This is a genomic window from Desertivirga brevis, from assembly GCF_017355835.1.
The window spans coordinates 1,409,913-1,434,207 of record NZ_JAFEWF010000001.1 but is presented as its reverse complement, the minus strand read 5'-3'; the positions used below and the strand labels follow the sequence as shown (position 1 = coordinate 1,434,207).

Genomic DNA, 24,295 nt, shown 5'->3' with positions numbered 1-24,295 from the left:
GAAAGGGCTAGGCTGGATTATGTCTGTCTTTAGACTTCTATTTAAAAGATTAAAGGGCTAAAATAAAAAAAGCCGCTTTCGCGGCTTTCGGATTATTCTTCAGAATCCCCGTCGTAATGAACTTTAGGGATGTGCTTGTCAATTTCCCATCGTCCTGTTCCTTCTTCACCTATTACGTCAAATAATTCCAGAACACGGCGTGCTACGTACTCCTCTTCAATCTGTTCTTTCAGGAACCATTGAATAAATTGAAAGGTCATGAAATCTTTGGCCTTAAAACAACGGTCTGCCATTCGATTGAATTGTGCAGTTACGCTGATTTCCTGTTGTAACGCAATCTCGAAAACACTTTTGAAGGTTTCAAATTCCTGGGGAATGTTAGTAATTTCAGGAGAAATAGCATGGCCACCCATATCGTTAACGTAACGGAACAATTTCATCATATGTTCTCGTTCTTCGTAAGATTGTTTTTCCAGATATTTCGAGCTATTATCGAACCCATTCCGGTTACACCAGGAAGACATTGCTAAATATACGGCTGAGGAGTAGGCCTCTGTTTTAATCTGTTCGTTTAAAAGAGCTTCGATTTCTTCGCTTAATGAAGTTCTTAGTCTGAGAAGGTCTTTCATATCTTTTTACTGTTGTCTTTATACTAAATTACACAAAGAGAACAGCAAAACTTGCTAAAAGTGTACCAGAAAAGTTAATACGGAATAAGTCTAAATATTATGCAAGCGAGGTCATGCATTCTCTCAAGATGCTATTTAGCTGGAGCATAAATTTAGCGCCGTTAAGAATGTCCTTTAGAGCGATCACATCGGTGATAGTTAAAACGAAGCATCGTTCCGTGTAATGAGGCATAATTATAACAGTATCAGCATGACGTGATGTATTTTTCGCCATTTCAGCTACGTCGATCTTATTTATTTTTTTAGAAAAATTCAAGAAATCGCCAATCTTGAAGAAGGTGCGACTATTGCCAAATTCTAAATAGAAAGCATTTTTAGAGTTACACTGGTAAACACCTCCATTAGAAGTTTTGAATATTTCTATAAGATTTTGAGCCGATGATATTTGCATAACTATTTAGAATCATTACAAATATATGGGTTGTTTATAATTAGTCCAAATTGTTTTTCGATAATTTAAACTTTAATTGGTCAAACAATTAGTCGATTAAAATTTTTAGTTTTTATTATTGGATGTTCATTTTTCACGACAAATTTTAATGAGAGAGTTACCAATTACGGTTAGGAGATCAATTGAGTTATTAGGCTTGGTGCTGATCGCATATATTATTGTTCTGGGACAAAGTATAATTATGCCCATCGCCATGGCATTTTTTATAAGCATTGTTCTTTTACCAGTTTACCAGTTTTTTGTAAGGAAACGTTTTCCTGAGGCCCTGGCCATCTTTATATCTATTCTTCTATTAGCAATAGTGGTGGCTTCCATTGTCTGGTTCTTCTCTTCTCAGATTTCAGCCCTCGTTTCTGATTTTCCTTTAATTAAAAAAAATATCACCAGTCACCTAAACTCGTTAAGTGCCTGGATAAACACCCAAACCAAGTTTTCTACTAAGGAACAGTTGAATCTGATCAATGATCAAAGTAATAAACTTTTAAATTATGCGAGCGGTATGCTAACTGGAGCTGCTGGTTCCGTTTCTTCTACCCTGGTTTTCCTTGGACTCCTTCCCATCTATATCTATTTGTTGCTTTATTATAAAAATTTGCTTCTTCGCTTTATCTTTCTGTGGTTTCCCGACGAAAGCCATGATAAAGTAAGAGAAGCCATTTTAGAGTCGAAGGTGATCATAAAAAGTTATCTTATTGGTTTACTCATTCAGGTTACCTATATGACCATTTTACTGGGAGTAATTCTTTCTATTATTGGCATTAAACATGCCCTGCTCATTGCAGTAATTTTTGCGTTCCTGAACCTGATACCTTATGTGGGGGCATTGATAGGTAATATTATTGGTGTTTTGATCACCCTAACTTCCAGCGATCAGTTGTGGCCAATTTTAGCCGTGCTAGGTACAATAGCACTCGTGCAGTTTCTTGACAATAATATATTAATGCCGCGAATAGTAGGGTCGAAAGTTAAAATAAATGCTCTAATGACTATTATCGGAGTGTTCCTTGGAGGTAGTCTTGCTGGTATATCTGGGATGTTCCTGTCACTCCCGATAATTGCGGTGCTTAAGATAGTATTCGACCGCTCTTCAATATTGAGGCAGTGGGGGGTATTACTAGGAGACGAAAGACCAACAGAAAGTCCTATGGCGTCACCCGCTATGCGTTCAAATAGTCAGGAAGTTCAGGAAGATATACAACGGAAAAACGACATAGAGCCGCCGCACAAAGATTGATGGGTTAAATAGAGATAAGTATTTCAGGCAGAGGCCCGGCGATAACCCGTACTTCTACCTTCTGTAAAGGTGGCGGCCTTATTTAACAGGGTATTCATTTCAAATGGCTTTTCTATAATACCGTCTGCTCCATATTTTTCTACAGCATGATAAATGCTATCATCAGATGAGATGATTATAACAGGGATACTACTGGAGTAAAGATTGTTCTTCAATTCCTTACATATCTCTAGACCATTATAGGAACCCATCTGAATATCAAGAAGGATGAGATCTGGCTGGAAATCCGTGATTTGTTTTTCAATCGATGCAGGGGAAAGGCTAGTTTCCACCTGGTAACCGTCAATGGTTAACATAAGGTTTAAGACGTCTAAAATATCTTCGTTATCATCCACCGCTAAAATCCTCTTCGCCATAACGTTTAAATAAGTCAATAATTAACCGGGCATTGGGGAGATTGTTTGCTGAATCTCAATAAATATTAAAATAAAGGGTGATAGGTAGCTTGATGAACTTATTGAAAGGAAATTACCCGGAAACGGAGCAAAAAAAAATCTGCAAAACTTAATTTTGCAGATTTTCTAGATTTAGTTTCTTAATAGATATTACGACCAACGGTTGCCGCCTCTTCCGCTGTCACCGCCATTGCCTCTGGTATTACCATTTCTGCTGCCCGCAGATCTGTTAAAACCCCCACCACCTCTGTTAAAGTTTCTATCACCATTACCACCAAATCCACCGCTTCCACCTTCGCGATTGAAGCCGCCACCAGTACGAGGTTTGTTGAAATTATTTCTTGGACGATTGTCTGCTCTTGCTTCGGCTTGTGAAACAGAGATTGCACGACCATGGATTTCAGCTCCATTCAGTTGATTAATAGCATTTTGACCTTGTTCGTCATCAGGCATTTCAACAAAACCGTAGCCTCTCTTTTTACCTGTTTCTTTATCAAGGATTAATTTTACGGATGAAACTTCTCCGAATTCTTCAAAAGTTTGCCTTACATCGTCTTCTTCAAGCTGAAACGGAAGGCTGGCAACAAAAATGTTCATGGATTAAATAGAATAAAGGTGAGAATTTATGAATAATTATTATTTGAAAATCATGCAGATAAGACTACTGTTGTAGAGGTATAACATATGAAAGGTTTATAATGTTCTGGAAAAAAAATTAAAATTATTATTTGATCTCTATGTATTCCTCTGATTGTTTATAAGTATTAGTAAATATTAATTTATTAAATTTACATCTTTTTTATTAAACTCAAAATCTTTTGCTATTTTTTCCCTGAAAGATAAAATAGAATTAACATCACCAAAATAACGTGACTTTTAACGACTTTAATTTTGAACCCGATCTGGGCGAGGGCCTGGAAGCAATGGGTTACAGCGAGCCTACCCCAATACAGCAGGAAGCAATTCCTCTAATTCTTGAGGGAAAGGACTTGATTGCTTGTGCTCAAACGGGTACAGGTAAAACAGCTTCGTATCTTTTGCCATTAATTAATAATATAGCGAAGGGTAATAAAGAGGAAATAGCGGCGCTAATCCTAGCACCAACCCGTGAGTTGGCCCAGCAGATAGACCAGCAGGTTGAGGGACTGGCCTACTTCTCTGGCGTTAGTTCCGTTCCAATATTCGGCGGGGGCGACGGGATCGTATATGAACAGCAAAGAAGAGCTATTCAGAACAAAGTCAATATTTTAATTGCAACTCCCGGTCGGTTGATCCAGCATTTAAACTCTGGTATCCTTAATCTGAAGAGCCTTAAATACCTTGTTTTAGATGAGGCTGACAGGATGCTTGATATGGGTTTTTATGACGATATCAGAAAGATCATCAATCATTTGCCTAAAAAGAGACAAACTCTGCTGTTTTCGGCTACAATGCCTCCGAGAATTCGTTCCCTGGCCAAAACAACACTAATTAATCCCCAGCAAATAAATCTTGCACCTTCTCAGCCCGCTGCTGGTATAGAGCAGCAGATTTTTAAAGTTACTGATGTTCAGAAGGTACCTCTGATTCAGCTCTTACTAAAAAAGGGTTCTTTTGCCAGTATTATCATATTTGCCTCTACCAAGGAGAAAGTGAAAGACCTTCATCGTGCTTTAAAAAGCATGGGAATTCAGGCGAAAGCCTTTCACTCCGATCTTGAGCAAAATGAGCGTGAGGAAATTTTAAGGGAGTTCAGAAATCAAACGCTACGGGTTCTCATTGGTACTGATGTTCTTTCGAGGGGAATAGATGTTGAAGGGATCGACCTTGTTATAAATTTTGATGCACCCTCCGACCCCGAGGATTACATTCATCGTATAGGACGGACAGCAAGGGCAGAAGCAACAGGTACTGCGATCACACTTGTTAATGAGAAAGATCAGCGGAAACTATTATCTATTGAAAGGATTATAGGAAAAGAGCTTCCTGTGTTGAGACTTCCGGAGGAAATAGGAGAGCAGGTTGAGTTTTCCGCCGCAACAAGTAATAGAAGAAGGCCACCACAAGGAAAAAAGAAATTTAAGCCTAAGCCTAAAAAAAATTCCTCCCAGTAACGGCCTTTTGTGATGCTTATGCTTAATCAACAAACAGGCTGTTAGCCTCTTTTGAAAGCTGATTGAGGTCTATTGGAACTACACCGACGTGCTCGCATACCAGGCCTCCTGCAAGGTTGGCAATAGCCGCCGTTTTAAAATCATCCAAACCGGCAGCCAAACATAAAGCTGCCGTAGAAATTACAGTATCTCCGGCCCCTGAAACATCAGCGATGTTCCGGATATGGGCTGGAATAATTTGATGTCCTGCCGCGGATTGCATGAAAACGCCGTGTTCAGATAAAGTAACCATAACCTTCTCTGCATTGAGAACCTGCTGAAGTTTTGCGACAGCAGTTTCTAATTCACCAGGGTTTTTAAGATTGACATCTATTTTTAAACCCTCACGAAGCTCTTTTAAGTTGGGTTTGAAAAGGGTAACCCCTTTGTACCTAAGGAAGTTCCGTTTTTTAGGATCAACAACGGTAATTATATTTCTTTGCTTGGCCTTTAAAACTACTTTATCAATCAGGTCTTCTGTAATGGCTCCTTTGTCATAATCCTCAAAAATAATCGCGTCGATCTTTTTCTCATCAATAATTAAAAGGATGCGAGAGAGAAGATCTACCGTTTCTGTCTGACTAATATCCCTGTCAACTTCTGCATCAATACGAAGCATTTGTTGATGGTGACCAATCACACGGGTTTTAACGGTAGTAGGTCGCGAAGTTAATCTGAGCAGGCCTTCGCTGGAAAGATTCTGGGCTTCCATAAGTCGGATAAACTCATCACCCTCAAGGTCGTCACCGATTACGGCGCAGATAATTGGATTAGCGCCAAGGGCCTGAATGTTTAAAGCAACATTAGCCGCTCCACCAAGACGGTTCTCCTTCCTTTGCACTGAGATAACAGGAACTGGAGCCTCTGGGGAAATGCGGTCAACATTTCCCCAGAGATATGAATCCATCATCACATCTCCAATTACCAATATATTTAAGTTACTAAACTGCTGGAACAGTTTTTTCATCTTTCAACTGTTCTAATGCTGATTTAATTCGTTTACAAGCTTCAATTAATTTATCATCTGCAGCAGCATAAGATAAGCGGATAGAGTTTGGATCTCCGAATGAGTCACCACTTACAGTGGCTACGTGACCTACGTTCAATAAGTATAAAGAAAGATCTTCAGCATTTTTGATCACTTCACCTTCAAAAGATTTTCCAAAGAAAGAGCTGATCTCCGGGAAGAAATAGAACGCACCTGCAGGTAAATTTACTTTCATTCCTGGAATTTCTTTAAGCAAGCCATATACAAGATCGCGGCGTCTTAAAAATACCTTTTGCATTTCTTTTACGCTGTCTAGGCTCCCGTTGTAAGCAGCAATACCTGCCATTTGAGTGATAGAAGAAGTTCCTGATGTTACCTGGCTTTGTAATTTCTCAATAGCAACAGCAATTTCTTTATTGCTTGCAGACCAGCCTAAACGCCATCCGGTCATAGCATATGCTTTTGATAAACCGTTGATAATGATAACGCGGTCTTTTATGCTTTCAAATTCGGCAATAGAAACGTGCTCTCCTATGAAGTTTATATGCTCATAGATCTCGTCTGAGATAATATAGATGTTAGGATGTTTCTCAAAAACGGCAACAAGCGCAGCAAGCTCTTCGCGGGTGTATACTGTTCCTGTTGGGTTGTTTGGAGAGGAGAACATGAACAGCTTTGTTTTCGGTGTAATGGCTGCTTCAAGTTGCTCAGGGGTGATTTTAAAATCCGATTCAATAGTAGCATTAATGAAAACAGATTCGCCTTCTGCTAATTTTACCAATTCAGAATAAGATACCCAATAAGGAGTAGGGATAACTACTTCTTCGCCCGGGTTAATAAGACAAAGTATTGCATTAGCTAAAGATTGTTTAGCACCAGTAGAAACAACAATTTGATCGAAACCAAAATCCACCTTGTTTTCGCGCTTTAATTTTGCAGCGATAGCCTTCCTTAAATCGGGATAACCCGCTACAGGGGTATAGTAAGAATAGTTCTCATTAATAGCTTTTTCTGCTGCATCCTTCACAAAATCAGGGGTAAAGAAATCTGTTTCACCAAGGCTAAGGCTTATTACGTCTACGCCCTTAGCTGCTAATTCTCTTCCGAGTTTTGCCATTTTTATGGTAGCAGACTCGGCAAGATTGTTGATTCTGTTCGATAAAATACTCATAACGGCAAATATATGAACCCTTTATGTAAAGGTGGAGAAAAACTTAAATTTTCAAAATTATGCCCTCTATGCTATCCTGAAGCCTATTTGTTTTATTTCTGAACGTCGAAGTGTTTCTTCTAACTCATTGATCGAGTTAGGCGTTTTTTTTGTTTCTATTTTTTTCTAAGGATGTTTTTCTGTTTGTTTTTCTAGCTTAATTGAATGAAAAATTGGTTATTTTATCTACTTGCGGTGTTTTTTCGCTGTTTTATTGATAAAATATTTCCTGTATCATGTTTTTTATTCAAAAACGTTTGAAATTATTATAAAAAGTATGATATTTGTAATGTTTTAACAGAAGGTTGTGAGGGTAAGGTAGGTTTTTAAGTTTGTTAAACTGTTTTAGTCGTTCTTTTTGCCGTTAATAGATTGTCTTAGTTTTTGTTTTGTTTTAACTATTACCGGTTTCCATATTAAACAGTGAAACCTACCTTCTCTTTTTTTAACAATCTTGGTATGGCTAATAAAAATTTCAAATCCGTTAAATTCTCCGAAACAGTTATTACTGAATTAATGGTTCCTTCTTATGCAAATTTCGAAGGAAAGATTCACGGAGGAATTATCTTATCCTTAATGGATAAGGTAGCTTATGTATGTGCAGCAAAGCACGCAAACGCATATTGCGTAACAGCTTCGGTTGATACTGTAGACTTTCTTGCAGCGGTGGAGATGGGCGAACTAGTTTCATTTCATGCTTCCGTTAATTATGTTGGGAACAGTTCTATCGTTGTAGGTATAAAGGTTGTTGCTGAGAACGTAAAAAAGAATACGGTCAAGCATACCAATACCAGCTATTTTACAATGGTAGCCCTGGATGACGATCACAAGCCAGTAACGGTTCCCGGTTTAATACTGGAAAGCCAGAAGGAAGTGCTTGCCTTTATAGAAGCAGTTAAAAGGAAGAAGCTCAAAGAACAATTTAAGAACAATGTAGCAATGATCAATAGCACTATTGATATTGATATAGAAAAGCAATTGCTTTCAGAGGAACGTTGCCTGATATCTTATGAATGCGGACAAGATGTTCTATCTGCAATTTATACAAATTCGCAGCTATATCAAGGCGAGTATCATTAAAAATTATAGAACCTAATATTCATCTACCTAAGAAAATTGTTACTTAAAAAGTAAACTGTTTTGGTGTAAAGAGCAGCATGGATCTGCTCTTTTTTAATTTAAAGCTTCCTATCCCTGCGTCAGCATCACCTTTGAATCCTTCAAGTTGTCTATTTGAACTAAATATATAACTAATAGGACAAATTGAATTAATGATCAAGACGTAGGTTTGAATAAAATTTTTTCTGGATTATTATGGACCGCTTTGATTTTAAAGTTAATGTTGTTTCTTCCACTCCCGTTTATCTTCAGCTGGCCTATGTTATGCAAAGGGCAATAGAACTCGGTACATTAGAACCTGATGCTTCTTTACCTTCAATAAGAAACTTATGTATCAAGTGTTCTATTTCTAAAACTACGGCACTTCAGGCTTATAATTACTTATTGCAACGAAAGAAAGTATATTGGGAAGGTAAAGGTTTTTTTGTAGTCGGTGAACAAGGTTTTAGAAGATCTTCGGTACCTCTGAGGCCACCTCTTTAAGAAATGAATTTAGAAATATTTAAAGCCTGAATCGTAACTCTATTGCTCTTCCTATTGCCTGTATAAGATCAGATTCAATACCCTGTTTTGCTGTACTGGAAATCCATCCTTTAGTATCTTTTATTAATTCTATCGTCTCTCCATTTATAATAATAGGAATTTTGGTTGTTTTTTTAGTAATTGGTTCAGTATTAACAACTTTGAAGTTGTAATCAACGTCATTGAATGTAATTCTTAATGGCATTCCCATAGTTCCAAAGTTAGCTTTTAATTTTTGGCGACTAAAGAATTGTTGAAAACATCCCATTAAATATTCATTAACAAAGCGGCGGTTTGTTCATAACTTTCAGCAGTTTCATTTTGATAATAAATCATATAACCTGCACAAGGCAGGCGAAAGAAAGGATTAAATTCAACCAAATATGTTGTATCGGAATAGACAAATGAGGAGGCTCCTTGCGACGAGGGACGTATGGGGAAGGGTATGAATCAAGCTTTCCTTACACGGCAGAGATGCATCATATAGTATTCCTACAATTAGGCTACTGCTAGGATCTTGGCTGCCCTTGCATTAAAATACACATTCGTTTTATAATTTTTTTGATTGTGGAGAAAAAAGTTTGTAGTTTAGACGTACATCTACTAAAAACATGACTTTTCTTTTATTTAAGCGGTTCTTTCGAGAGCCCGTGAACCTGTATCCTTTTTTACAAACGCTGACGTTTACGCTGCTTGTTGACTATCTTTTCTTTGCAATTCTATTGATCAAATTAGAACTTCTATAATGTAATCAAGATTTGAAAGTTGGACCTGATTCATCAGGAACTATTTATTATTTGCTCCGTTTCTTATCTTAAAGAAATCGCAGAAGGGAAATTCCCAAAAGAAGTTTGCTCCCGACTGCAATTTTTGCTTATTTATTAATTACAAATGGAATATAAAACGCTAGGAAAATCTGATCTGAAAATTAGTAGGATCAGTCTTGGATGCATGTCTCTAACGGGTAGCATAGATGAAGCTGAAACTGTGATTGCCGGAGCTCTCGAAGCAGGAATTAATTATTTTGATACGGCTGACCTGTATGAAAGCGGAGCTAATGAATCAAAAATAGGAACCCTGCTACAAAGACGCAGGAAGGATGTTGTTATAGCCACTAAGGTTGGCAATCAAATGAGGGCCGATGGATCTGGATGGGATTGGAATCCGAGTAAAGAATACATTCTTAAGTCAGTTGAGGGAAGCCTGAAGAGGTTAAAAACGGACTATATCGATCTTTACCAGCTACATGGAGGAACCCTAGAGGACCCGATTGATGAGACGATAGAGGCATTTGAAATCTTAAAAGAGCAAGGTAAAATACGTTTTTACGGCATTTCATCCATTCGCCCGAATGTTATTTCGGAATACGTAGCTAAAAGTAATATAGTGAGTGTGATGATGCAGTTTAGCTTGCTTGACAGACGCCCGGAGGAAAAAGCTTTCAATCTCCTCGAAGAAAATGGCATATCTGTACTGGCAAGAGGAGTGGTTGCCCAGGGTTTGCTGGCAGGTAAAGAAGTCAAAGCCTACCTGGAAAGACCTCTGGATGAAGTGGCGGTTGCCGCCAGGGCCGTCAGGGAAGTTTCCGGTGAAAAAAGGACTTTAATGCAAACGGCCTTACTATATGTATTATCTAAAAAGGTAGTAGCAAGTGCTGTATTTGGAACCCACTCAGTACAGCATCTATCTGAGGCAACTAGTGTTTTCAATGTTCCGCCTTTAGCACCTGATGAATTGCAGTATTTGGATGAACAGGTTAAACCTAATCTTTACACTGTTCATCGTTAGAAACTAGTTTTTCATCCTGTTTGCTTCAGCATCAAGACCGGTATTCCTGTTCCGTTCTGGTTTGATATTGCTGTTGCCGAACTTATAGGAAAGAGATAAGTTGAAAACCCTCGATTCCCATTTATTGCTGAAATTTAAGTTCATATTCGCATAATTGGTCTTGCCGCGATTCTCGCGCATATTAAATATATCATTCACATTAGCCCGCAGACTCATTTTGTCTTTGTTAAAGCTCCTTTTCAGGCCAACATTAAAGGCTGGTGTGTTATTGATCTCGAAGATGCTGTATCGAAGGGGCGACATGTACCAGAAAGATAGGTCTGCACTTGTTTTTTTATTAATAGTAAATTGATTATCAGAGTTGATCTGAAAAACTGTCTGATTTACGTCTAGTTGGGAACCAAGCAGAGCAGATTTAAAGCCCATATTAAAAACCTGTGTATTGTTATTTATCTTCCACCATTTAGCGACCTGTATCGGCGTGAAAAAATTAACGGAGTATACAGTCTGGCTGCTCAAATTCCTCTCCTGTGCTAAAGTGATCTTCGTTTTATCGTCTTGTTCTGTGATTTGGGCGATTACATTATTTGTCCGACTGTAGTTAAGGGTGAGCGTATAAACGCTTTTGAAGGTATAAGACAAGTCAGTTGAATTAGTGAACTGGGGTCTTAAGTATGGATTCCCCTGTTCATAGGTATAATCATCAAGGATATAAATAAAAGGATTAAGGTTATTATAGTTGGGTCTGTCTATTCTCCTGCTAAAACTTAGTCCCACCTGATGATCCTTCCCTAATTTCTGACTAATAGAGGCACTTGGAAAGTAATTTAAATAATCCCTTTCTATCACGCTATCCTGAGTTATCGAATTTCCTTTTGAATAGGTTTGCTCTGCCCTTAAACCGATCTGTACAGTAGTTTTCTTAAACTGCTTATTAAGATTGAAATAGGCTGCATTAATATTCTCGTCGTAAATAAAATGGTTCGATCTGCCACGGTCGGTAATCCAGATATTATTTTGCAAGGTGTCGAAGCGGAAATTATTATCTGTTCTTACATAACTGCTTTTAAGTCCAGCCTCCAATCTCAGCGTTTTAGAGAAAGGATGTGTATAATCAATTTTTGCTGATACTATATTAATATCGGCAGGGGCAAGATTATGAATAGACTTTACAGGGCGACTTGTCGCGTTGGTCCGGCTGTAAAAGTTATCCCTGAACTCGTCCAGCTTACCTTTGTAAGTGGAGTAATCTGCGTCAAAGGTGATCTCTCGCCCGTTGGTGTCAATTGTAGTTTTAGCATTGAAGTTGAAAGCGGAGTTAGTGTAACGCTGGTTATTTCTTCCGTTTACGTTGATTGATTCAGCCGGCTTAAAGACGGAGCTTGGCGAAATAAAGCTTATGTCAGTTCCGCTAATGGCATCCTCATCCACCGAATTATCATAGCCATTGATCATAAGGCCTAGTGTGGTTTTTTTTGTCGCAAAGAAGTCGATCCCTGCTTTGTATGAGTTGTTTGATCTTCTGCCATCCCAACCATTATTCTGGTTGAAGTGAGTTACTTCATTACTTTCTTCAACAACACGAATTAAGTTGAAGCGACTTATATTACCATTGTTGCTATAATTATAATTTCCGAATACATTTATTTTGTTTTTGCGGAAGTTTAGATTTGTTCCTGTATTATACTTAGAGGTTTTGCCATAGCCGGTACCTGCGTTAAAGGTTCCATTGAAACCCAGGTTTTTGTTCCTTTTGGTTTTGATGTTGATAATTCCAGCATTACCTGCAGCATCGTATTTAGCAGAAGGATTAGTGATCAGCTCGATCGTCTCAATCTGATTGCTTTGCATACTTCTTAGCATGTTTGCAACGTCGGCACTACTCATGTACGTTGGTTTACCATCAATCATGATAAGCACACTGTTCTTACCGTTCATAGAAATGTTATCATCTTTATCAATGGAAACACCGGGAGATTTCTGCAAAACTTCTAATGCTGTATTTCCTGCTGATGATGGGCTAGCTTCAACATTTACAACCAGTCTGTCTGCTTTTCTTTCGATAAAAGGCTTTTGAGCAGTTATCGTTACCGCCTTTAAGGTTTTACTTTCTTTTACAAGAACTAGTGCCGGAATAACTATGGATTTCTGGGCAGAGTCTATAGTCACAGGCGAACTATAAGTTTTTGCAAGTCCAACAGAATTGGCCATTATCAGGTAGCTTCCCTGTGCTGAAGGAGCAAAACGGTATCCGCCCTGCTCGTCGCTCAATATTGTTTTAACAAGAGAAGAATCTTTCTTATTAAGCAGACTTACTGAAATATAATCAAGAGGTACGTTCTGCTCATTCACAACCTTTCCACTTATTGAATAGGTGATCTGGCCAAAACTCTTAAAGGTGATCAGAAGAAGAGTAATAGTTATAATTGGCAGCGATAATAGTTTCATGTTAAGATCTGGTAATTCAATATTCTTGTTTTGGTTGAGTTATTATAAGAGTGGGAGAAAGCAAGAATAGTTACAAGGAATTTTAAAATTGTGAATTTAGAAGCTTGCTTCATACCAAAATTACAGCTGCAACTGAGCAGTAGAGCCTAAAACAAATGAGTTGTTTGTGCTATTTCTAATACTTTATATTTTCGTTATATGATCAAAGCGTATAAGTTATTTACTGGTGATGACGGGCATTCGCACTTTGAAGAGGGGACAGTTGCCGAAAATCTTATTCACCATGTAGAAGGCATCAGATTTAAGGAAACTCCGGCAGATTTTTCTTATGATTGGCATAATGCTCCTACAAAGCAATATGTGCTAACATTAACGGGGACCCTGGAATTCGAAACCCGCCTGGGGGAGAAGTTTATTTTAAGGCCCGGAGAAGTATTAATTGCACTAGATGTAACTGGTTCGGCTCATCGATGGAAAATGTTGGGCAATGATCCTTGGAAACGCGTATATGTTTCCATTAAAGATGAAGCGGATCTTAATTTCATCCCAAATTCAAAAGATCAGTTAAACCCCTGAATTTTATCTTCAGATTTTTCTAATAGACGGCTTCCTTGTATCTTGCGGGGATGTTTAATAGTAAAATAGAGAAGAGGCAATCGGGGATTCTTTTATATGGTATTACGCCTCCAAAAGCAAATAATACTACTGAGAAAATAGAGGAGATCACTAAAAGGACTATTGCCAGGGTTCAGGAGCTGGATATAGACGGCTTGGTAATCTATGATTTGCAGGATGAAGCTACCCGGAATCCTGCTGAAAGACCTTTTCCTTTTTTTCAGACTATTGATGCATTTACCTACGCGAATGAGTGGTTCCGTGATTCTAATCTTTCCAAGATTGTATACTGTTCTGTTGGTAAGTTGAACGAGGATGAACTCACTCGCCAGGTTCAAAATGGGTCAGATATGAATGCAACTGTTTTTGTAGGTGCTCCATCAAAGGATCATCATGTACAATTGTCACTGGATAAAGCTTATAAGATCTGGAAAGATTATGACCCATCATCATTGCTAGGGGCAGTTGCCATTCCTGAAAGGCATTATGTGAAGAAAAACGAACATTTACGGATCGCTAATAAAATGCAGAGTGGCTGTTCGTTTTTTATCACTCAATGCGTGTACAATGTTGAGTATGTTAAGAACCTTATATCAGACCTTTATTTTTCATCTCAGCAAACCGGAACTGAAATTCCTACGCTTATTTTCACTCTAACTCCATGTGGTTCAGTTAAAACCTTAAAGTTCTTAGACTGGTTAGGTATTCATGTTCCCGAATGGCTGGTTAATGAATTAACTTATTCAAATAATATCCTGTCTAGATCTGTCGATCTGTGTATTCAAATTGCCAGAGAGATAATTGATTACTGTCTCGAAAAGAATATTCCGTTCGGATTAAATATCGAAAGCGTTTCTATCCGCAAGGAAGAGATCGAAGCTTCTGGTCTTCTTCTAAAGTCTGTAGCTAAAATGCTGGAGGAAAAAGGAGTGAGGTCTAAATTGGAAAAAGGCCTAATTGCTTAAATGCATTATATATATAAGACGGGGGGAAGTTTTCAAAGAGCTTCCCCCTTCCTATTTAAAGCATAAATAGTAGCCAGGTAATAATTAGAACTAAAACCAGGGGGGGAATTATCCATATTAACGCCGGACCTGCACCTTCATCATTTTCCTGATGTACAGCTTCATGAGAGGGGCCAGGATTGCGCTGGTGGTGCTCATAATCGTGCTCCACATGCTCCATGTTTTTTAGCTTTTCCTGATCGTTTGAGTTGTTCTCCATATTTTTAAATCTGCATTATGTTCCCAACAATTTTATCGGAACTAAGTTCTGTTTCTGTCTAACAAAGATTGGTAGAGGCAGAATTTGAAAGCTGCCTTTGTATTCTGCTTAATAGTGTTCTTTCATCGAATGGTTTGGAAATTACATCATTGGCTCCAACTTCACTAATAGTGTTATAAATTTCAGGAACGGCAGAAAGTATCACAATAGGAATTGAAGAGGTTTCAGCGTTACTTTTGAGGTCTTTGCAGATGGTCCGTCCATCCTCATTTTTAAGGATAATGTCCAGCAGAATAACATCAGGTTGAAAAGTTTCTATAGCTTCATACAGACCTTCCCCGCCAGCAAGTGTTTTTACCCGGTAATCTGCGTTTTGTAAAAGTAAAGCTATAGTTTCTCTTACATGCTCTTCATCTTCAATAATTAGTATTCCCGGATTCATTAATGTTGTATCAAAATAGTACTCAAAATATAAATAAAGTAAAAATACAAGCTTAGGTGCTTTTTGGTTTGGGGTTTTTGGAGCAACTTTTCAACATCGTGAAGGCGCTGCAGCTATGAGGTGACTTCGAGGCGACAACCAAAAAGGTGATCAATGTAAATTAATGCCTCCGTTTTATCCTCTAAAAATCAGAGTGGTAATCCTTAATGAAGGAAATTCTGGTGGGTGAAAAGATGTGGTTCTATTAACACTTGTTTTGTAAAAAATCGCCTGTTTCGTTTTTAATTATTAAAATTTTGTTGAGTAAAATATCGAAATTCCTAAAGAAACATTTAAAGAATTGAAAATTTCGTATACTTGCTTTATCTGATACGGGCATTAACAAACCAAATATGATTAGGCTAAAAAGAACGTCAAGTAGGGATATAGATTTTAAAAACCTGACAATGGAGTTGGATAGTGATCTGCAGGGACGATATCACGATGTTCAGTATCAGTATAATGCTTACACTGATGTTTCGAAGATAAATACGGTGGTTGTTGCTTATATTCAGGATATAGCTGTGGGATGCGGATGTTTTAAAGAAATCTCAGACCGGGCAGTGGAAATAAAAAGGATGTTCGTAAATCCCTATTTTCGGGGGTTCGGGGTAGCTTCTTCTATTATTGATGAACTTTTGATATGGTCTAAGCAGCTATATTATAATGAGGCACTTTTGGAGACGGGAAAAAGACAGCCCGAATCTATCAAGCTTTATACAAAACACGGCTTTCAAATCATAGATAACTTTGGTCCCTATGTAGGGATGGCCGAAAGTGTATGTATGAAACGGGAGCTATAACTGCTTTTTTAAAAAATAAGTCCGTTTTTCCGGACTTATTTCTTGTTGTTTAACTGAGGGAAAAAGAACGATTGTGTAATTGTTTTTCTGTTTTCGTAGGTATATATGTAGGGTTGAGATTGATGCTTATGCCACCAAAAGCCCGTCATCAGAACCAGGTTTCAACGTCTTAATAATCTGTTCTTTAGCTTCTTTAACGGCTTTAAGTTCTTTATTAAGGATGTTAAGCAATTGTCTGTCAAATTTTTCGGTTAACTTAACAATTTTAGTATCGTTGAATGTTTTCATAACAGTTAAATTGGGTTGATCGAGTATTTGGGTTGTTTAATCTTCTTTTGTATTTTCTTCGTCTTCGCTAAGATTCTCTTTTCTTCTCTCAGCTTCCTTCTTCTGACGCATTAGCTGCTCCATGTCCCTTGGATCATGAGAGTGCTCAGGGTCTGTCGGATTTTCCCAGTCAACTTCTGGCTGGTCATTGTCCTTCAGTTCCTTCGGTACTATTATTTTATTTACGACTACCATTGTTTATCGCTTATGTCAGATATTATTCATAATTCATACCATTTTTAATTTATTGTCCCTCTTAATACCGCCCAAGATGCCAAAGAGATTGATTTACAGCGATCTATCCGGTTTTTGGATTTCCACTAGCTGTTGTAGCCACGTAAATCTGTATTACAAAAGATTTGTTTTCACTACAATCAAAGCAATCCTTGTACGAATTTTAGTACGAAAACTGATAAACAAGGATGGTATAACTAGCTAAAATATTTAGTTTTGTATATCTCTAACTGGTAGTTGAAGAGGGGCTACCTGTTTAAGTATTATTTATATATTACAATCTATTAAACTTTACAAAAGTGGCTGAGAATAATGTAAATTATAGTGAAGACAGTATACGGTCTTTAGATTGGAAGGAACACATCCGGTTGAGGCCCGGGATGTATATTGGTAAGTTAGGTGATGGCTCTGCCTATGATGATGGTATCTATGTCCTGTTGAAAGAGATCATGGATAACTCGATTGATGAGTTTGTCATGGGGGCGGGCCGTACGATCGAAGTTAATATCACTGAACATAAAGTAACGGTACGCGACTACGGCCGCGGAATTCCTTTAGGAAAAGTGATAGACTGCGTATCTAAGATAAACACGGGTGGAAAATATGATTCGAAGGCTTTTCAGAAGTCGGTAGGGTTGAACGGAGTGGGTACAAAGGCAGTAAATGCTCTGTCAACATCCTTTACAGTGCAGTCTTACCGTGATGGAAGAACTAAGATTGCAGAGTTTGCTAAAGGTGAAATTGTAAGGGAAGAGCCTGAGAAAGATACAACTCAACGGAATGGAACATCCATAAGTTTCATTCCTGATGATTCCATATTCCGAAACTATCGCTTTATTCCAGAATTTATTGAGAACATGATCTGGAATTATGTTTTCCTTAACTCTGGTCTTACTATAAACTTCAACGGACAGAAGTATTTTTCTGAGAAAGGTCTGCATGATCTTTTAAGTAAAAATACAGATGCTGAGGCTATCCGCTATCCTATTATCCATTTAAAGGGAGAGGATATAGAAGTTGCAATGACGCATGGGCAGCAATACGGCGAAGAGTATTATTCTTTTGTGAACGGTCAGCATACCACACAGGGAGGTACGCACCAGGCCGCTTTCAGGGAAGCACTGGTAAGAACAGTCCGGGATTTTTACAAGAAAGAGTTTGATGCCTCTGATATCCGTGCTTCTATCGTAGGGGCAATAGCAATTAAGGTTCAGGAACCTGTATTTGAATCACAGACTAAAACCAAGCTGGGATCACAGAACGTGGGTCCGGAAGGGCCAACTGTTCGCGCTTTGATTAATGATTTTCTGAAAAAGGAACTGGACGATTACTTACATAAAAATCAACCAACTGCCGACGCTTTATTAAAACGTATCCTTCAATCAGAACGGGAGCGTAAGGATATTGCCGGCATCAAGAAGTTGGCAAATGAGAGAGCTAAAAAGGCATCCTTACATAATCGGAAACTCAGAGACTGTAAGATTCATTTTGAGGATAATCACGAGCGCAAGCAGGATACCACTTTGTTTATCACCGAGGGTGATTCTGCAAGTGGATCCATTACTAAATCCAGGGATGTGATGACGCAAGCTGTATTTAGTTTGAAAGGTAAGCCCCTGAATTGTTTCGGCCTCACAAAAAAGGTAGTTTACGAGAATGAGGAGTTTAACCTTCTTCAACATGCTCTGAATATAGAAGACGGACTGGATGGACTCCGTTATAATAATATTGTTATCGCAACCGATGCCGACGTCGACGGAATGCACATTCGCTTGCTGATGATGACCTTCTTCCTTCAGTTTTTCCCCGACCTTGTAAAAGCAGGGCACGTATCCATTCTACAAACTCCTTTGTTCAGGGTGAGAAATAAGAAGGAAACTATTTATTGTTATAACGAGGAAGAAAAACAAAGAGCGATAGCCAAGCTTGGAGTTAAGCCCGAAATTACCCGATTTAAAGGGCTAGGGGAGATCTCTCCTGATGAATTTGGTTTGTTTATAGGAAAGGACATAAGGCTTGAGCCAGTGATTCTGAAAGATGCAAATATTCATTCTCTACTCGAGTACTTTATGGGTAAGAACACACCCAACAGACAGCAGCATATTGTTGGGAATCTCCGAATCGAGAAAGACGATGCGCAATTTGCCGCCAGCGTAGAAACCGTCGAGGAAACAGTTGCAGCTTAAGAACTTTACAAAATAATAAAGGAGTCCTGATAATCAGCGACTCCTTTTTCTCAACTATAACCAAATAATATTTTAACTAAAAGAACTGGACACGTTTGTAATCTTCCAGCCTTTGGACGTATTGTTAAATGTTACAAAATTAACACGGGTAAATTCTTCGTATTTCTGCGTTACCCTTACAATTGTCTGTGTTGAATTTTGTTCTACAATTGCATAATCTGTTGTGCAATTCTGCTTTACTCCTTCTGAGGATTTCAGGGATGATAACATCTCCGATTTCGAATAGTTCACAATTTTTTCACCTCTGGTTACAGTAAATTTTACATCACCATCCAGAATCTCTGCAAAGCCCTTGATTTTTCCTTCGCTAACAGCATCTAAGTAGCTCCTAAGAGCGTAATCAATGCTTAATTTGTTAGAAGTGTTTAGTTCATCAGCATAAGCTCCGATGGTAATAACCATCAAAAATGCGGTAAGGAGAGTCTTTAGCGTTTTCATTTCTTTTGTTGTTGGGTTGGTTTCATTTAATAGACGCTCGGGTATTTCTTCCGTTACAACAAATTTTATTTTTTCAGATAAATAAAGTCTTTAGTTTTTATTAAAATTGTAATACCATTATAAGTGTAAAATATACAATTATAGACCAATTTTATTTATGAATATCTTCCATCAGTTCAAAAGGGGATACTGTCTTGTTTTTGCCGGTGCCTTTGCCAGCTCCCTGTTTTCTACGGCCACAGCTCAAAGTATAAAACCTGTAACTGTTGCAGACACTTTAACCCGGAATCCAATTATCAAACATAAATACACCGCCGACCCTGCTGCTATGGTATATAAAGACAAGGTTTATTTATATACAGGTCATGATGAACCTCCTGCAAAACGTGAAGGTTATGAAATGCACGAGTGGTTATGTTTTTCATCATCAAATATGGTCAACTGGCAGGAACATCCATCTCCATTAAATGTAAAGGCTTTTACCTGGGCGAAAGATGATGCCTGGGCATCGCAGGTGATTGAGAGGAATGGAAAGTTTTACTGGTACGTAGCTATATCCCATGGTACAGTCCATGGAAAAGCGATAGGTGTAGCGGTTTCTGATAGTCCAACCGGTCCTTTTAAAGATGCCAGAGGTTCAGCGATCATTACAAATGACATGACCACTGATACCAAAATAAGCTGGGACGATATCGACCCCTCTGTCATCATAGATGATGATGGACAGGCTTATTTGTTCTGGGGAAATACACAGTGCTACTATGCGAAGCTGAAAGAGAATATGATTGAACTCGATGGTCCTGTCATGAAAGTTCAGGGTTTGCCAAACTTTACTGAAGCTCCATGGGTCCATAAGCGGAAAGGATTCTACTATTTATCATATGCCTATCAGTTTCCAGAGAAGATCGCCTATGCTATGAGTAAAAGCATTCATGGCCCCTGGGTTTTCAAAGGAATACTGAATGAGGTTGCAGGAAATTCAAACACCAATCATCAGGCAATTATAGATTTTAAGGGAAAGTCTTACTTTATTTATCATAACGGGGTAATCCCGACAGCCGGTGGTAGTTTCAGGAGGTCGGTTTGTATTGACTATCTCTACTACAATAAAGATGGCTCAATGAAAAAAGTACAAATGACCACCCAAGGTGTCAATCCCGCAAAGTAATGGACGATAACAAAAATGGCCTCAGATAGTTAATCTGAGGCCATTTTCTATTTGAGCGGTGTTACTACTCTTAAGCCATTTCACGCATGTCTACGGCTACTACTCTTGAAATACCTTGTTCAACCATGGTTACACCATAGATAATATCTGTACTTGCAATAGTGCGTTTGTTATGAGAAACAATGATGAATTGTGACTCGTCGGAGAACTTGCGGATGATATTATTGAATTTGTCAATGTTTGTGTCATCTAATGGAGCATCCACTTCGTCGAAAATACAGAAAGGCGCAGGCTTCAACAGGTACAGGGAAAACAATAAAGCGGTTGCAGTAAGAGTCTTCTCTCCCCCGGAAAGCTGATTGATCGATAAAGGACGCTTTCCTTTTGGCCTGGCTATGATATCAATATCAGACTCTAATGGGTTTTCAGGGTTATCCAGGATCAGGTCACAGCTATCTTCCTCATTGAACAGGGAACGGAACACACGGATGAAGTTTTCACGAACACTTAAAAAGGCATTCATAAATTTATCCTGAGCGCTATCATCTATTTCTTTTATTGTTTGAAGAAGGGCCGATTTAGCTTCCTGAAGGTCTTTTTTCTGATTTAGAATGAATGTATATCGTTCATTCATTTCACGATAGGCCTCCATAGCCGTCGAGTTGATCGCTCCGAATTCATCGAGTTGCTTTTTAAGGCGTTCTGTCTGGATTTTCAAATCGGATTCACTTTCTCCTTCCGGGATCTCAGTATCAAAAAGATCAGCAATGTCTATGTTAAATTCAACAGCGAGTCTTTCTTTGAGACCGTTAAGCTCTAATCGAAGGCTTGTTTTTTTATCCTTGATCTCGTTTGAAATGAAGTCAGCATTTTCCTTATTCCTTCTTAAGGTAGCGATGTTGTTTTCCGTCTCAGTTATTAAGCCTCTGGAGGCAAAATAATCCTGTTCAGCTTCCCGTACCCCTTTTTCCAATTCCTCTTTTTGGGAGTACATTTCCAGTAAGCCCTCGTCGTTATGATCAACGTGTTGAACGGTATCTGCTATTTCAGTCTTTACTTTTTCAAGTTCTGTACTGTTTGTAGCAATCCTCTGGTCTAAGGCCTGTTGTTGCGTATCCCGGTAGTCCAGGTCCTTTTCAATGTTAGAAACCTTATTCTGCTGCTGATGGAAGCGTATATTTTCCTGGTTAAAGGCAGTAGATTTTTCAGTCACCAACTCCGTAAGCTCTGTATATGTACTCTGCTGGTCGCGCAACTCGTTTGCCATTTCCTTCTTTCGGGATTCGAGACGGGCAAGTACCGGTTCAGACTCAGCTATTTCAGCTGTAATTGCAGCTATCTTAGTCTCGATGTCCTGCTTTCGGTTTTGGCTATTCCTGATAAAGGCAGCATACTGTTCCTGACGTGTCTTTAGCGAGATCAATTCGTTGCCAAACCTGTTGGTTTCCTGCTGTAAAACCTGGATCTCAGGTTTTCTGGAGGACGTTTTTAAGGTCTGGAGCTTATGAGTTTCCTGTTCAACGGAACTTTTTAAATTTCCAATCTCCTGCTCCAGGGATTTGATTTCCTTTGCAAGGATCTCCAGATTTTTTGCCCTACCGATTCGCTTACCCTCAAATAAGCCCACTGAGCCTCCAGCCATGCTGATACGACTCTTCGTAAACTTACCACTGCCACTTAGGATCACAATATTGTTCTCAGGCATCAGGTTGTTTAGCTCTTCTTCATCCCCGGATGTCAGTATGTACACGTTGTTCAACAGTTGCCGGCAGAGCTTGCCATATTTGGCATCAACGTCAATAATACTAAGTGCAGGGATTAAATTATCGGCAACCAGATCAAGTTTAGCCGGTTCCGGTATTTTGTTAAGTGCTTCAAGAATGAAGAAGTTAGATCTTCCTTTTGACGAATCGCTTAACAACCGGATAGCGTGCACAGCATCCTGTTGGCTTTCCACAACATAATGGTTCATCACCGGCTCCAGGTAATTCTCGATTGCCACACGGTAATCTTCCTTACAGAATAGTACATCAGAAAATAAAGGAGTTTGTTTTGTCCATCCCGCATTCTTTTTCAAGAAGCGGATAGATTCAGGGAAACCTTCCAGATTATCTACAAGAGATTTAGTAAGGTTGTATTCGTTTTGTTTAGCGTCTAATTTGCGTGATTCCGAAGAAACCTTGTCTTTATATTTTGAAATGGCTTCTTCTGTAAACTGAATTTGCTGATTAAGGTCTTCCTCAAAGGCTAAAAGTTCCCCCAGCTCTCTTTGCTTTTGTTCTGCTTTTGCCTCAAGTTCATTAATAGCTTTATTGAACTCGTTTAGTTCCGTTTCTTTCGATGCTGTATCTTCAAGATTACGGTTGCTTTCCTGTAATAATGCGTCTTTCTGAATGTTCAGAACGGCGACGTCTTTTTCTATCTTATAAAGCTGGTTTTGGATCTCATTATTTTCTTTAACCAGGAGATCCAATTTGTTCTTTGTGGTTTGCTGCTGAAGTCTTAACTCGTCCAGCTCTTCCTTTTTATCAGCCAGGCTGGTTTTTACACTCTCGAACTGTTGCGATTCTTGCAATTGTTCTTCGTTTAGCCTTTTGATATTATAAAGAACGTGATTTAACTGAGTTTTGTCCTTATCAAGCTCATCTGTCAAGCGCGCTTCCTTGTCTTGAAGGTGGCGCAGTTGTTCGTTCTTTATTTTCTTCTCGCTCTCGTAGGCACGGATCTTTGAGGTAAACTCATTGGTAGCCTTTTGTTGAGCCCCCAAGTTCTTCTCTTTGGTGATATTATCTGTTTTATACTGTTTGAGTGCCTCTTCAAGCTTTTCGATTTCAGCGGTTAATCCAGCTTTTTGATTTTCGTGTACCTGTTCCTGTTGTTCCAGGCTATCCAGGGAGTTCCGGAAACCAACGATCCTAAAAGCAGCGAGTGTAACGCTTAGAGCTCTGTACTGCTCCTTTAATTTATAATAACGCTCGGCTTTTTTGGCTTGATTCTCAAGGGTCTTTAGATTTTTCTCGATCTCAAATAAAAGATCCTCAACTCGGCTCAAATCTCCTTCTGTTTCTTTGAGCCGAGACAGAGTTTGTTTTTTTCTAAGTTTATACTTAGAGATACCTGAAGCTTCTTCAAAAAGAACCCGTCTAGAACCTTCTTTATTAGCGATGATCTCATCGATCATCTTCAACTCTATAATAGAGTAAGAATCCGCCCCAATTCCGGTGTCAAGGAAAAGGTCAGTAATATCTTTCAGCCGGCACTGGACATCGTTTAAACGGTATTCGCTTTCACCGCTTCGATATAACTTCCGGGTAATGGTAACCTGCGAAAAGTCGGTAGGAAGGATGTTTTTATTGTTGTCGAAGGTTAAAGAAACCTCAGCTAACTGGGCCGGTTTTCTGGTTTTTGTTCCGTTGAAAATGATATTTTCCATTTTCTCGGAACGGAGCATACGGGTACTCTGCTCTCCCAAAACCCATCGTATTGCGTCAACCACGTTGGACTTTCCGCATCCATTTGGTCCCACAATTGCCGTTACCCCTTCGTTAAAATGAATCGTTATTTTGTCTCCAAAGCTCTTAAAGCCCTTAATTTCCAGTCTGTTTAATTGCATTTTTTCTCAACAGGTTCTATCCCTTACTCTTCTAAAAAAAGATCACCAAGTTATGGTATTTAATTAAAATTAGAGAGAAAACTACCGGCTTTTTTATAGATGTTTGTAAC

The 24,295-nt window shown here is 38.7% G+C and carries 23 protein-coding genes; 9 read left to right on the top strand and 14 right to left on the bottom strand.

Features of this window, described 5'->3' with window-relative positions:
- Positions 1 to 92 precede the first annotated feature (92 nt).
- Both J4N25_RS06275 and J4N25_RS06270 read right to left on the bottom strand, forming a co-directional pair.
- Positions 93 to 629: a ferritin gene (locus J4N25_RS06275; protein ID WP_207421288.1), complete on the bottom strand. Its 537-nt coding sequence runs from the start codon at positions 627 to 629 to the stop codon at positions 93 to 95.
- 97 nt (positions 630 to 726) lie between these two features.
- Positions 727 to 1,080: a DUF6686 family protein gene (locus J4N25_RS06270; RefSeq protein ID WP_207421287.1), complete on the bottom strand. Its 354-nt coding sequence runs from the start codon at positions 1,078 to 1,080 to the stop codon at positions 727 to 729.
- A 148-nt stretch (positions 1,081 to 1,228) separates the two neighbouring features.
- Here J4N25_RS06270 and J4N25_RS06265 point away from each other — a divergent pair, with 148 nt between their 5' ends.
- Positions 1,229 to 2,374, top strand: coding sequence for an AI-2E family transporter (locus J4N25_RS06265; RefSeq protein WP_207421286.1), 1,146 nt, complete (start codon positions 1,229 to 1,231; stop codon positions 2,372 to 2,374).
- 23 nt (positions 2,375 to 2,397) lie between these two features.
- Here J4N25_RS06265 and J4N25_RS06260 read toward each other — a convergent pair whose 3' ends face one another.
- Together J4N25_RS06260 and rbp are read right to left on the bottom strand one after the other, a co-directional pair.
- Positions 2,398 to 2,790: a response regulator gene (locus J4N25_RS06260; protein ID WP_207421285.1), complete on the bottom strand. Its 393-nt coding sequence runs from the start codon at positions 2,788 to 2,790 to the stop codon at positions 2,398 to 2,400.
- Positions 2,791 to 2,979: 189 nt separating this feature from the next.
- Positions 2,980 to 3,426 (bottom strand): RNA-binding regulator, encoded by a 447-nt coding sequence (gene rbp, locus J4N25_RS06255; RefSeq protein ID WP_207421284.1) that lies wholly within the window; start codon positions 3,424 to 3,426, stop codon positions 2,980 to 2,982.
- A gap of 272 nt (positions 3,427 to 3,698) precedes the next feature.
- Here rbp and J4N25_RS06250 point away from each other — a divergent pair, with 272 nt between their 5' ends.
- Complete coding sequence (locus tag J4N25_RS06250) at positions 3,699 to 4,922, top strand: DEAD/DEAH box helicase (RefSeq protein WP_207421283.1); 1,224 nt, start codon at positions 3,699 to 3,701, stop codon at positions 4,920 to 4,922.
- Positions 4,923 to 4,944: 22 nt separating this feature from the next.
- Here the strand turns inward: J4N25_RS06250 and J4N25_RS06245 are convergent, their stop codons facing one another.
- Both J4N25_RS06245 and J4N25_RS06240 read right to left on the bottom strand, forming a co-directional pair.
- Positions 4,945 to 5,928: a bifunctional heptose 7-phosphate kinase/heptose 1-phosphate adenyltransferase gene (locus tag J4N25_RS06245; protein ID WP_207421282.1), complete on the bottom strand. Its 984-nt coding sequence runs from the start codon at positions 5,926 to 5,928 to the stop codon at positions 4,945 to 4,947.
- Positions 5,903 to 7,120: a pyridoxal phosphate-dependent aminotransferase gene (locus tag J4N25_RS06240; protein WP_207421281.1), complete on the bottom strand. Its 1,218-nt coding sequence runs from the start codon at positions 7,118 to 7,120 to the stop codon at positions 5,903 to 5,905. Before J4N25_RS06240 ends, J4N25_RS06245 begins: the two co-directional genes overlap by 26 nt.
- A gap of 498 nt (positions 7,121 to 7,618) precedes the next feature.
- Here J4N25_RS06240 and J4N25_RS06235 point away from each other — a divergent pair, with 498 nt between their 5' ends.
- Entirely contained in the window at positions 7,619 to 8,239 is a 621-nt protein-coding gene (locus tag J4N25_RS06235) for an acyl-CoA thioesterase (RefSeq protein WP_207421280.1), read from the top strand.
- A 541-nt stretch (positions 8,240 to 8,780) separates the two neighbouring features.
- Here J4N25_RS06235 and J4N25_RS06225 read toward each other — a convergent pair.
- A complete protein-coding gene (locus tag J4N25_RS06225; RefSeq protein ID WP_207421278.1) occupies positions 8,781 to 9,068 on the bottom strand; it encodes a hypothetical protein in 288 nt (95 codons plus the stop codon).
- Positions 9,069 to 9,691: 623 nt separating this feature from the next.
- Here J4N25_RS06225 and J4N25_RS06220 point away from each other — a divergent pair.
- A complete protein-coding gene (locus J4N25_RS06220; RefSeq protein WP_207421277.1) occupies positions 9,692 to 10,588 on the top strand; it encodes an aldo/keto reductase in 897 nt (298 codons plus the stop codon).
- Between the two features lie 3 nt (positions 10,589 to 10,591).
- Here J4N25_RS06220 and J4N25_RS06215 read toward each other — a convergent pair whose 3' ends face one another.
- Positions 10,592 to 13,036 (bottom strand): TonB-dependent receptor, encoded by a 2,445-nt coding sequence (locus tag J4N25_RS06215; protein WP_207421276.1) that lies wholly within the window; start codon positions 13,034 to 13,036, stop codon positions 10,592 to 10,594.
- 198 nt (positions 13,037 to 13,234) lie between these two features.
- On the opposite strand from J4N25_RS06215, the gene J4N25_RS06210 reads away from it, so the two are divergent.
- Both J4N25_RS06210 and J4N25_RS06205 read left to right on the top strand, forming a co-directional pair.
- Positions 13,235 to 13,612 (top strand): cupin domain-containing protein, encoded by a 378-nt coding sequence (locus J4N25_RS06210; RefSeq protein WP_207421275.1) that lies wholly within the window; start codon positions 13,235 to 13,237, stop codon positions 13,610 to 13,612.
- 50 nt (positions 13,613 to 13,662) lie between these two features.
- Positions 13,663 to 14,616 carry a methylenetetrahydrofolate reductase gene (locus tag J4N25_RS06205; RefSeq protein ID WP_207421274.1) on the top strand — a complete coding sequence of 318 codons (954 nt, stop codon included), beginning with the start codon at positions 13,663 to 13,665 and terminating at the stop codon, positions 14,614 to 14,616.
- Positions 14,617 to 14,671: 55 nt separating this feature from the next.
- On the opposite strand, the gene J4N25_RS06200 is transcribed toward J4N25_RS06205, so the two are convergent.
- Positions 14,672 to 14,875 carry a hypothetical protein gene (locus J4N25_RS06200; protein WP_207421273.1) on the bottom strand — a complete coding sequence of 68 codons (204 nt, stop codon included), beginning with the start codon at positions 14,873 to 14,875 and terminating at the stop codon, positions 14,672 to 14,674.
- A gap of 58 nt (positions 14,876 to 14,933) precedes the next feature.
- Complete coding sequence (locus J4N25_RS06195) at positions 14,934 to 15,317, bottom strand: response regulator (RefSeq protein WP_207421272.1); 384 nt, start codon at positions 15,315 to 15,317, stop codon at positions 14,934 to 14,936.
- A 392-nt stretch (positions 15,318 to 15,709) separates the two neighbouring features.
- Here J4N25_RS06195 and J4N25_RS06190 point away from each other — a divergent pair, with 392 nt between their 5' ends.
- Positions 15,710 to 16,159 carry a GNAT family N-acetyltransferase gene (locus tag J4N25_RS06190; protein ID WP_207421271.1) on the top strand — a complete coding sequence of 150 codons (450 nt, stop codon included), beginning with the start codon at positions 15,710 to 15,712 and terminating at the stop codon, positions 16,157 to 16,159.
- Between the two features lie 126 nt (positions 16,160 to 16,285).
- Here the strand turns inward: J4N25_RS06190 and J4N25_RS06185 are convergent, their stop codons facing one another.
- Both J4N25_RS06185 and J4N25_RS06180 read right to left on the bottom strand, forming a co-directional pair.
- Positions 16,286 to 16,447 (bottom strand): hypothetical protein, encoded by a 162-nt coding sequence (locus tag J4N25_RS06185; protein WP_207421270.1) that lies wholly within the window; start codon positions 16,445 to 16,447, stop codon positions 16,286 to 16,288.
- Positions 16,448 to 16,483: 36 nt separating this feature from the next.
- On the bottom strand, positions 16,484 to 16,681 hold the full coding sequence (locus J4N25_RS06180) for a hypothetical protein (RefSeq protein WP_207421269.1): 198 nt from the start codon (positions 16,679 to 16,681) through the stop codon (positions 16,484 to 16,486).
- Between the two features lie 338 nt (positions 16,682 to 17,019).
- Between J4N25_RS06180 and J4N25_RS06175 the strand changes: the two genes are divergently transcribed.
- Positions 17,020 to 18,906 (top strand): DNA topoisomerase IV subunit B, encoded by a 1,887-nt coding sequence (locus J4N25_RS06175; RefSeq protein ID WP_207421268.1) that lies wholly within the window; start codon positions 17,020 to 17,022, stop codon positions 18,904 to 18,906.
- A 72-nt stretch (positions 18,907 to 18,978) separates the two neighbouring features.
- Here the strand turns inward: J4N25_RS06175 and J4N25_RS06170 are convergent, their stop codons facing one another.
- Positions 18,979 to 19,404 (bottom strand): nuclear transport factor 2 family protein, encoded by a 426-nt coding sequence (locus tag J4N25_RS06170; protein WP_207421267.1) that lies wholly within the window; start codon positions 19,402 to 19,404, stop codon positions 18,979 to 18,981.
- 157 nt (positions 19,405 to 19,561) lie between these two features.
- Here J4N25_RS06170 and J4N25_RS06165 point away from each other — a divergent pair, with 157 nt between their 5' ends.
- Complete coding sequence (locus J4N25_RS06165) at positions 19,562 to 20,572, top strand: glycoside hydrolase family 43 protein (RefSeq protein ID WP_207421266.1); 1,011 nt, start codon at positions 19,562 to 19,564, stop codon at positions 20,570 to 20,572.
- Positions 20,573 to 20,642: 70 nt separating this feature from the next.
- Here the strand turns inward: J4N25_RS06165 and smc are convergent, their stop codons facing one another.
- Positions 20,643 to 24,185, bottom strand: a complete 3,543-nt coding sequence (gene smc, locus J4N25_RS06160) for a chromosome segregation protein SMC (RefSeq protein ID WP_207421265.1) — start codon at positions 24,183 to 24,185, stop codon at positions 20,643 to 20,645.
- Between the last annotated feature and the right edge of the window lie 110 nt (positions 24,186 to 24,295).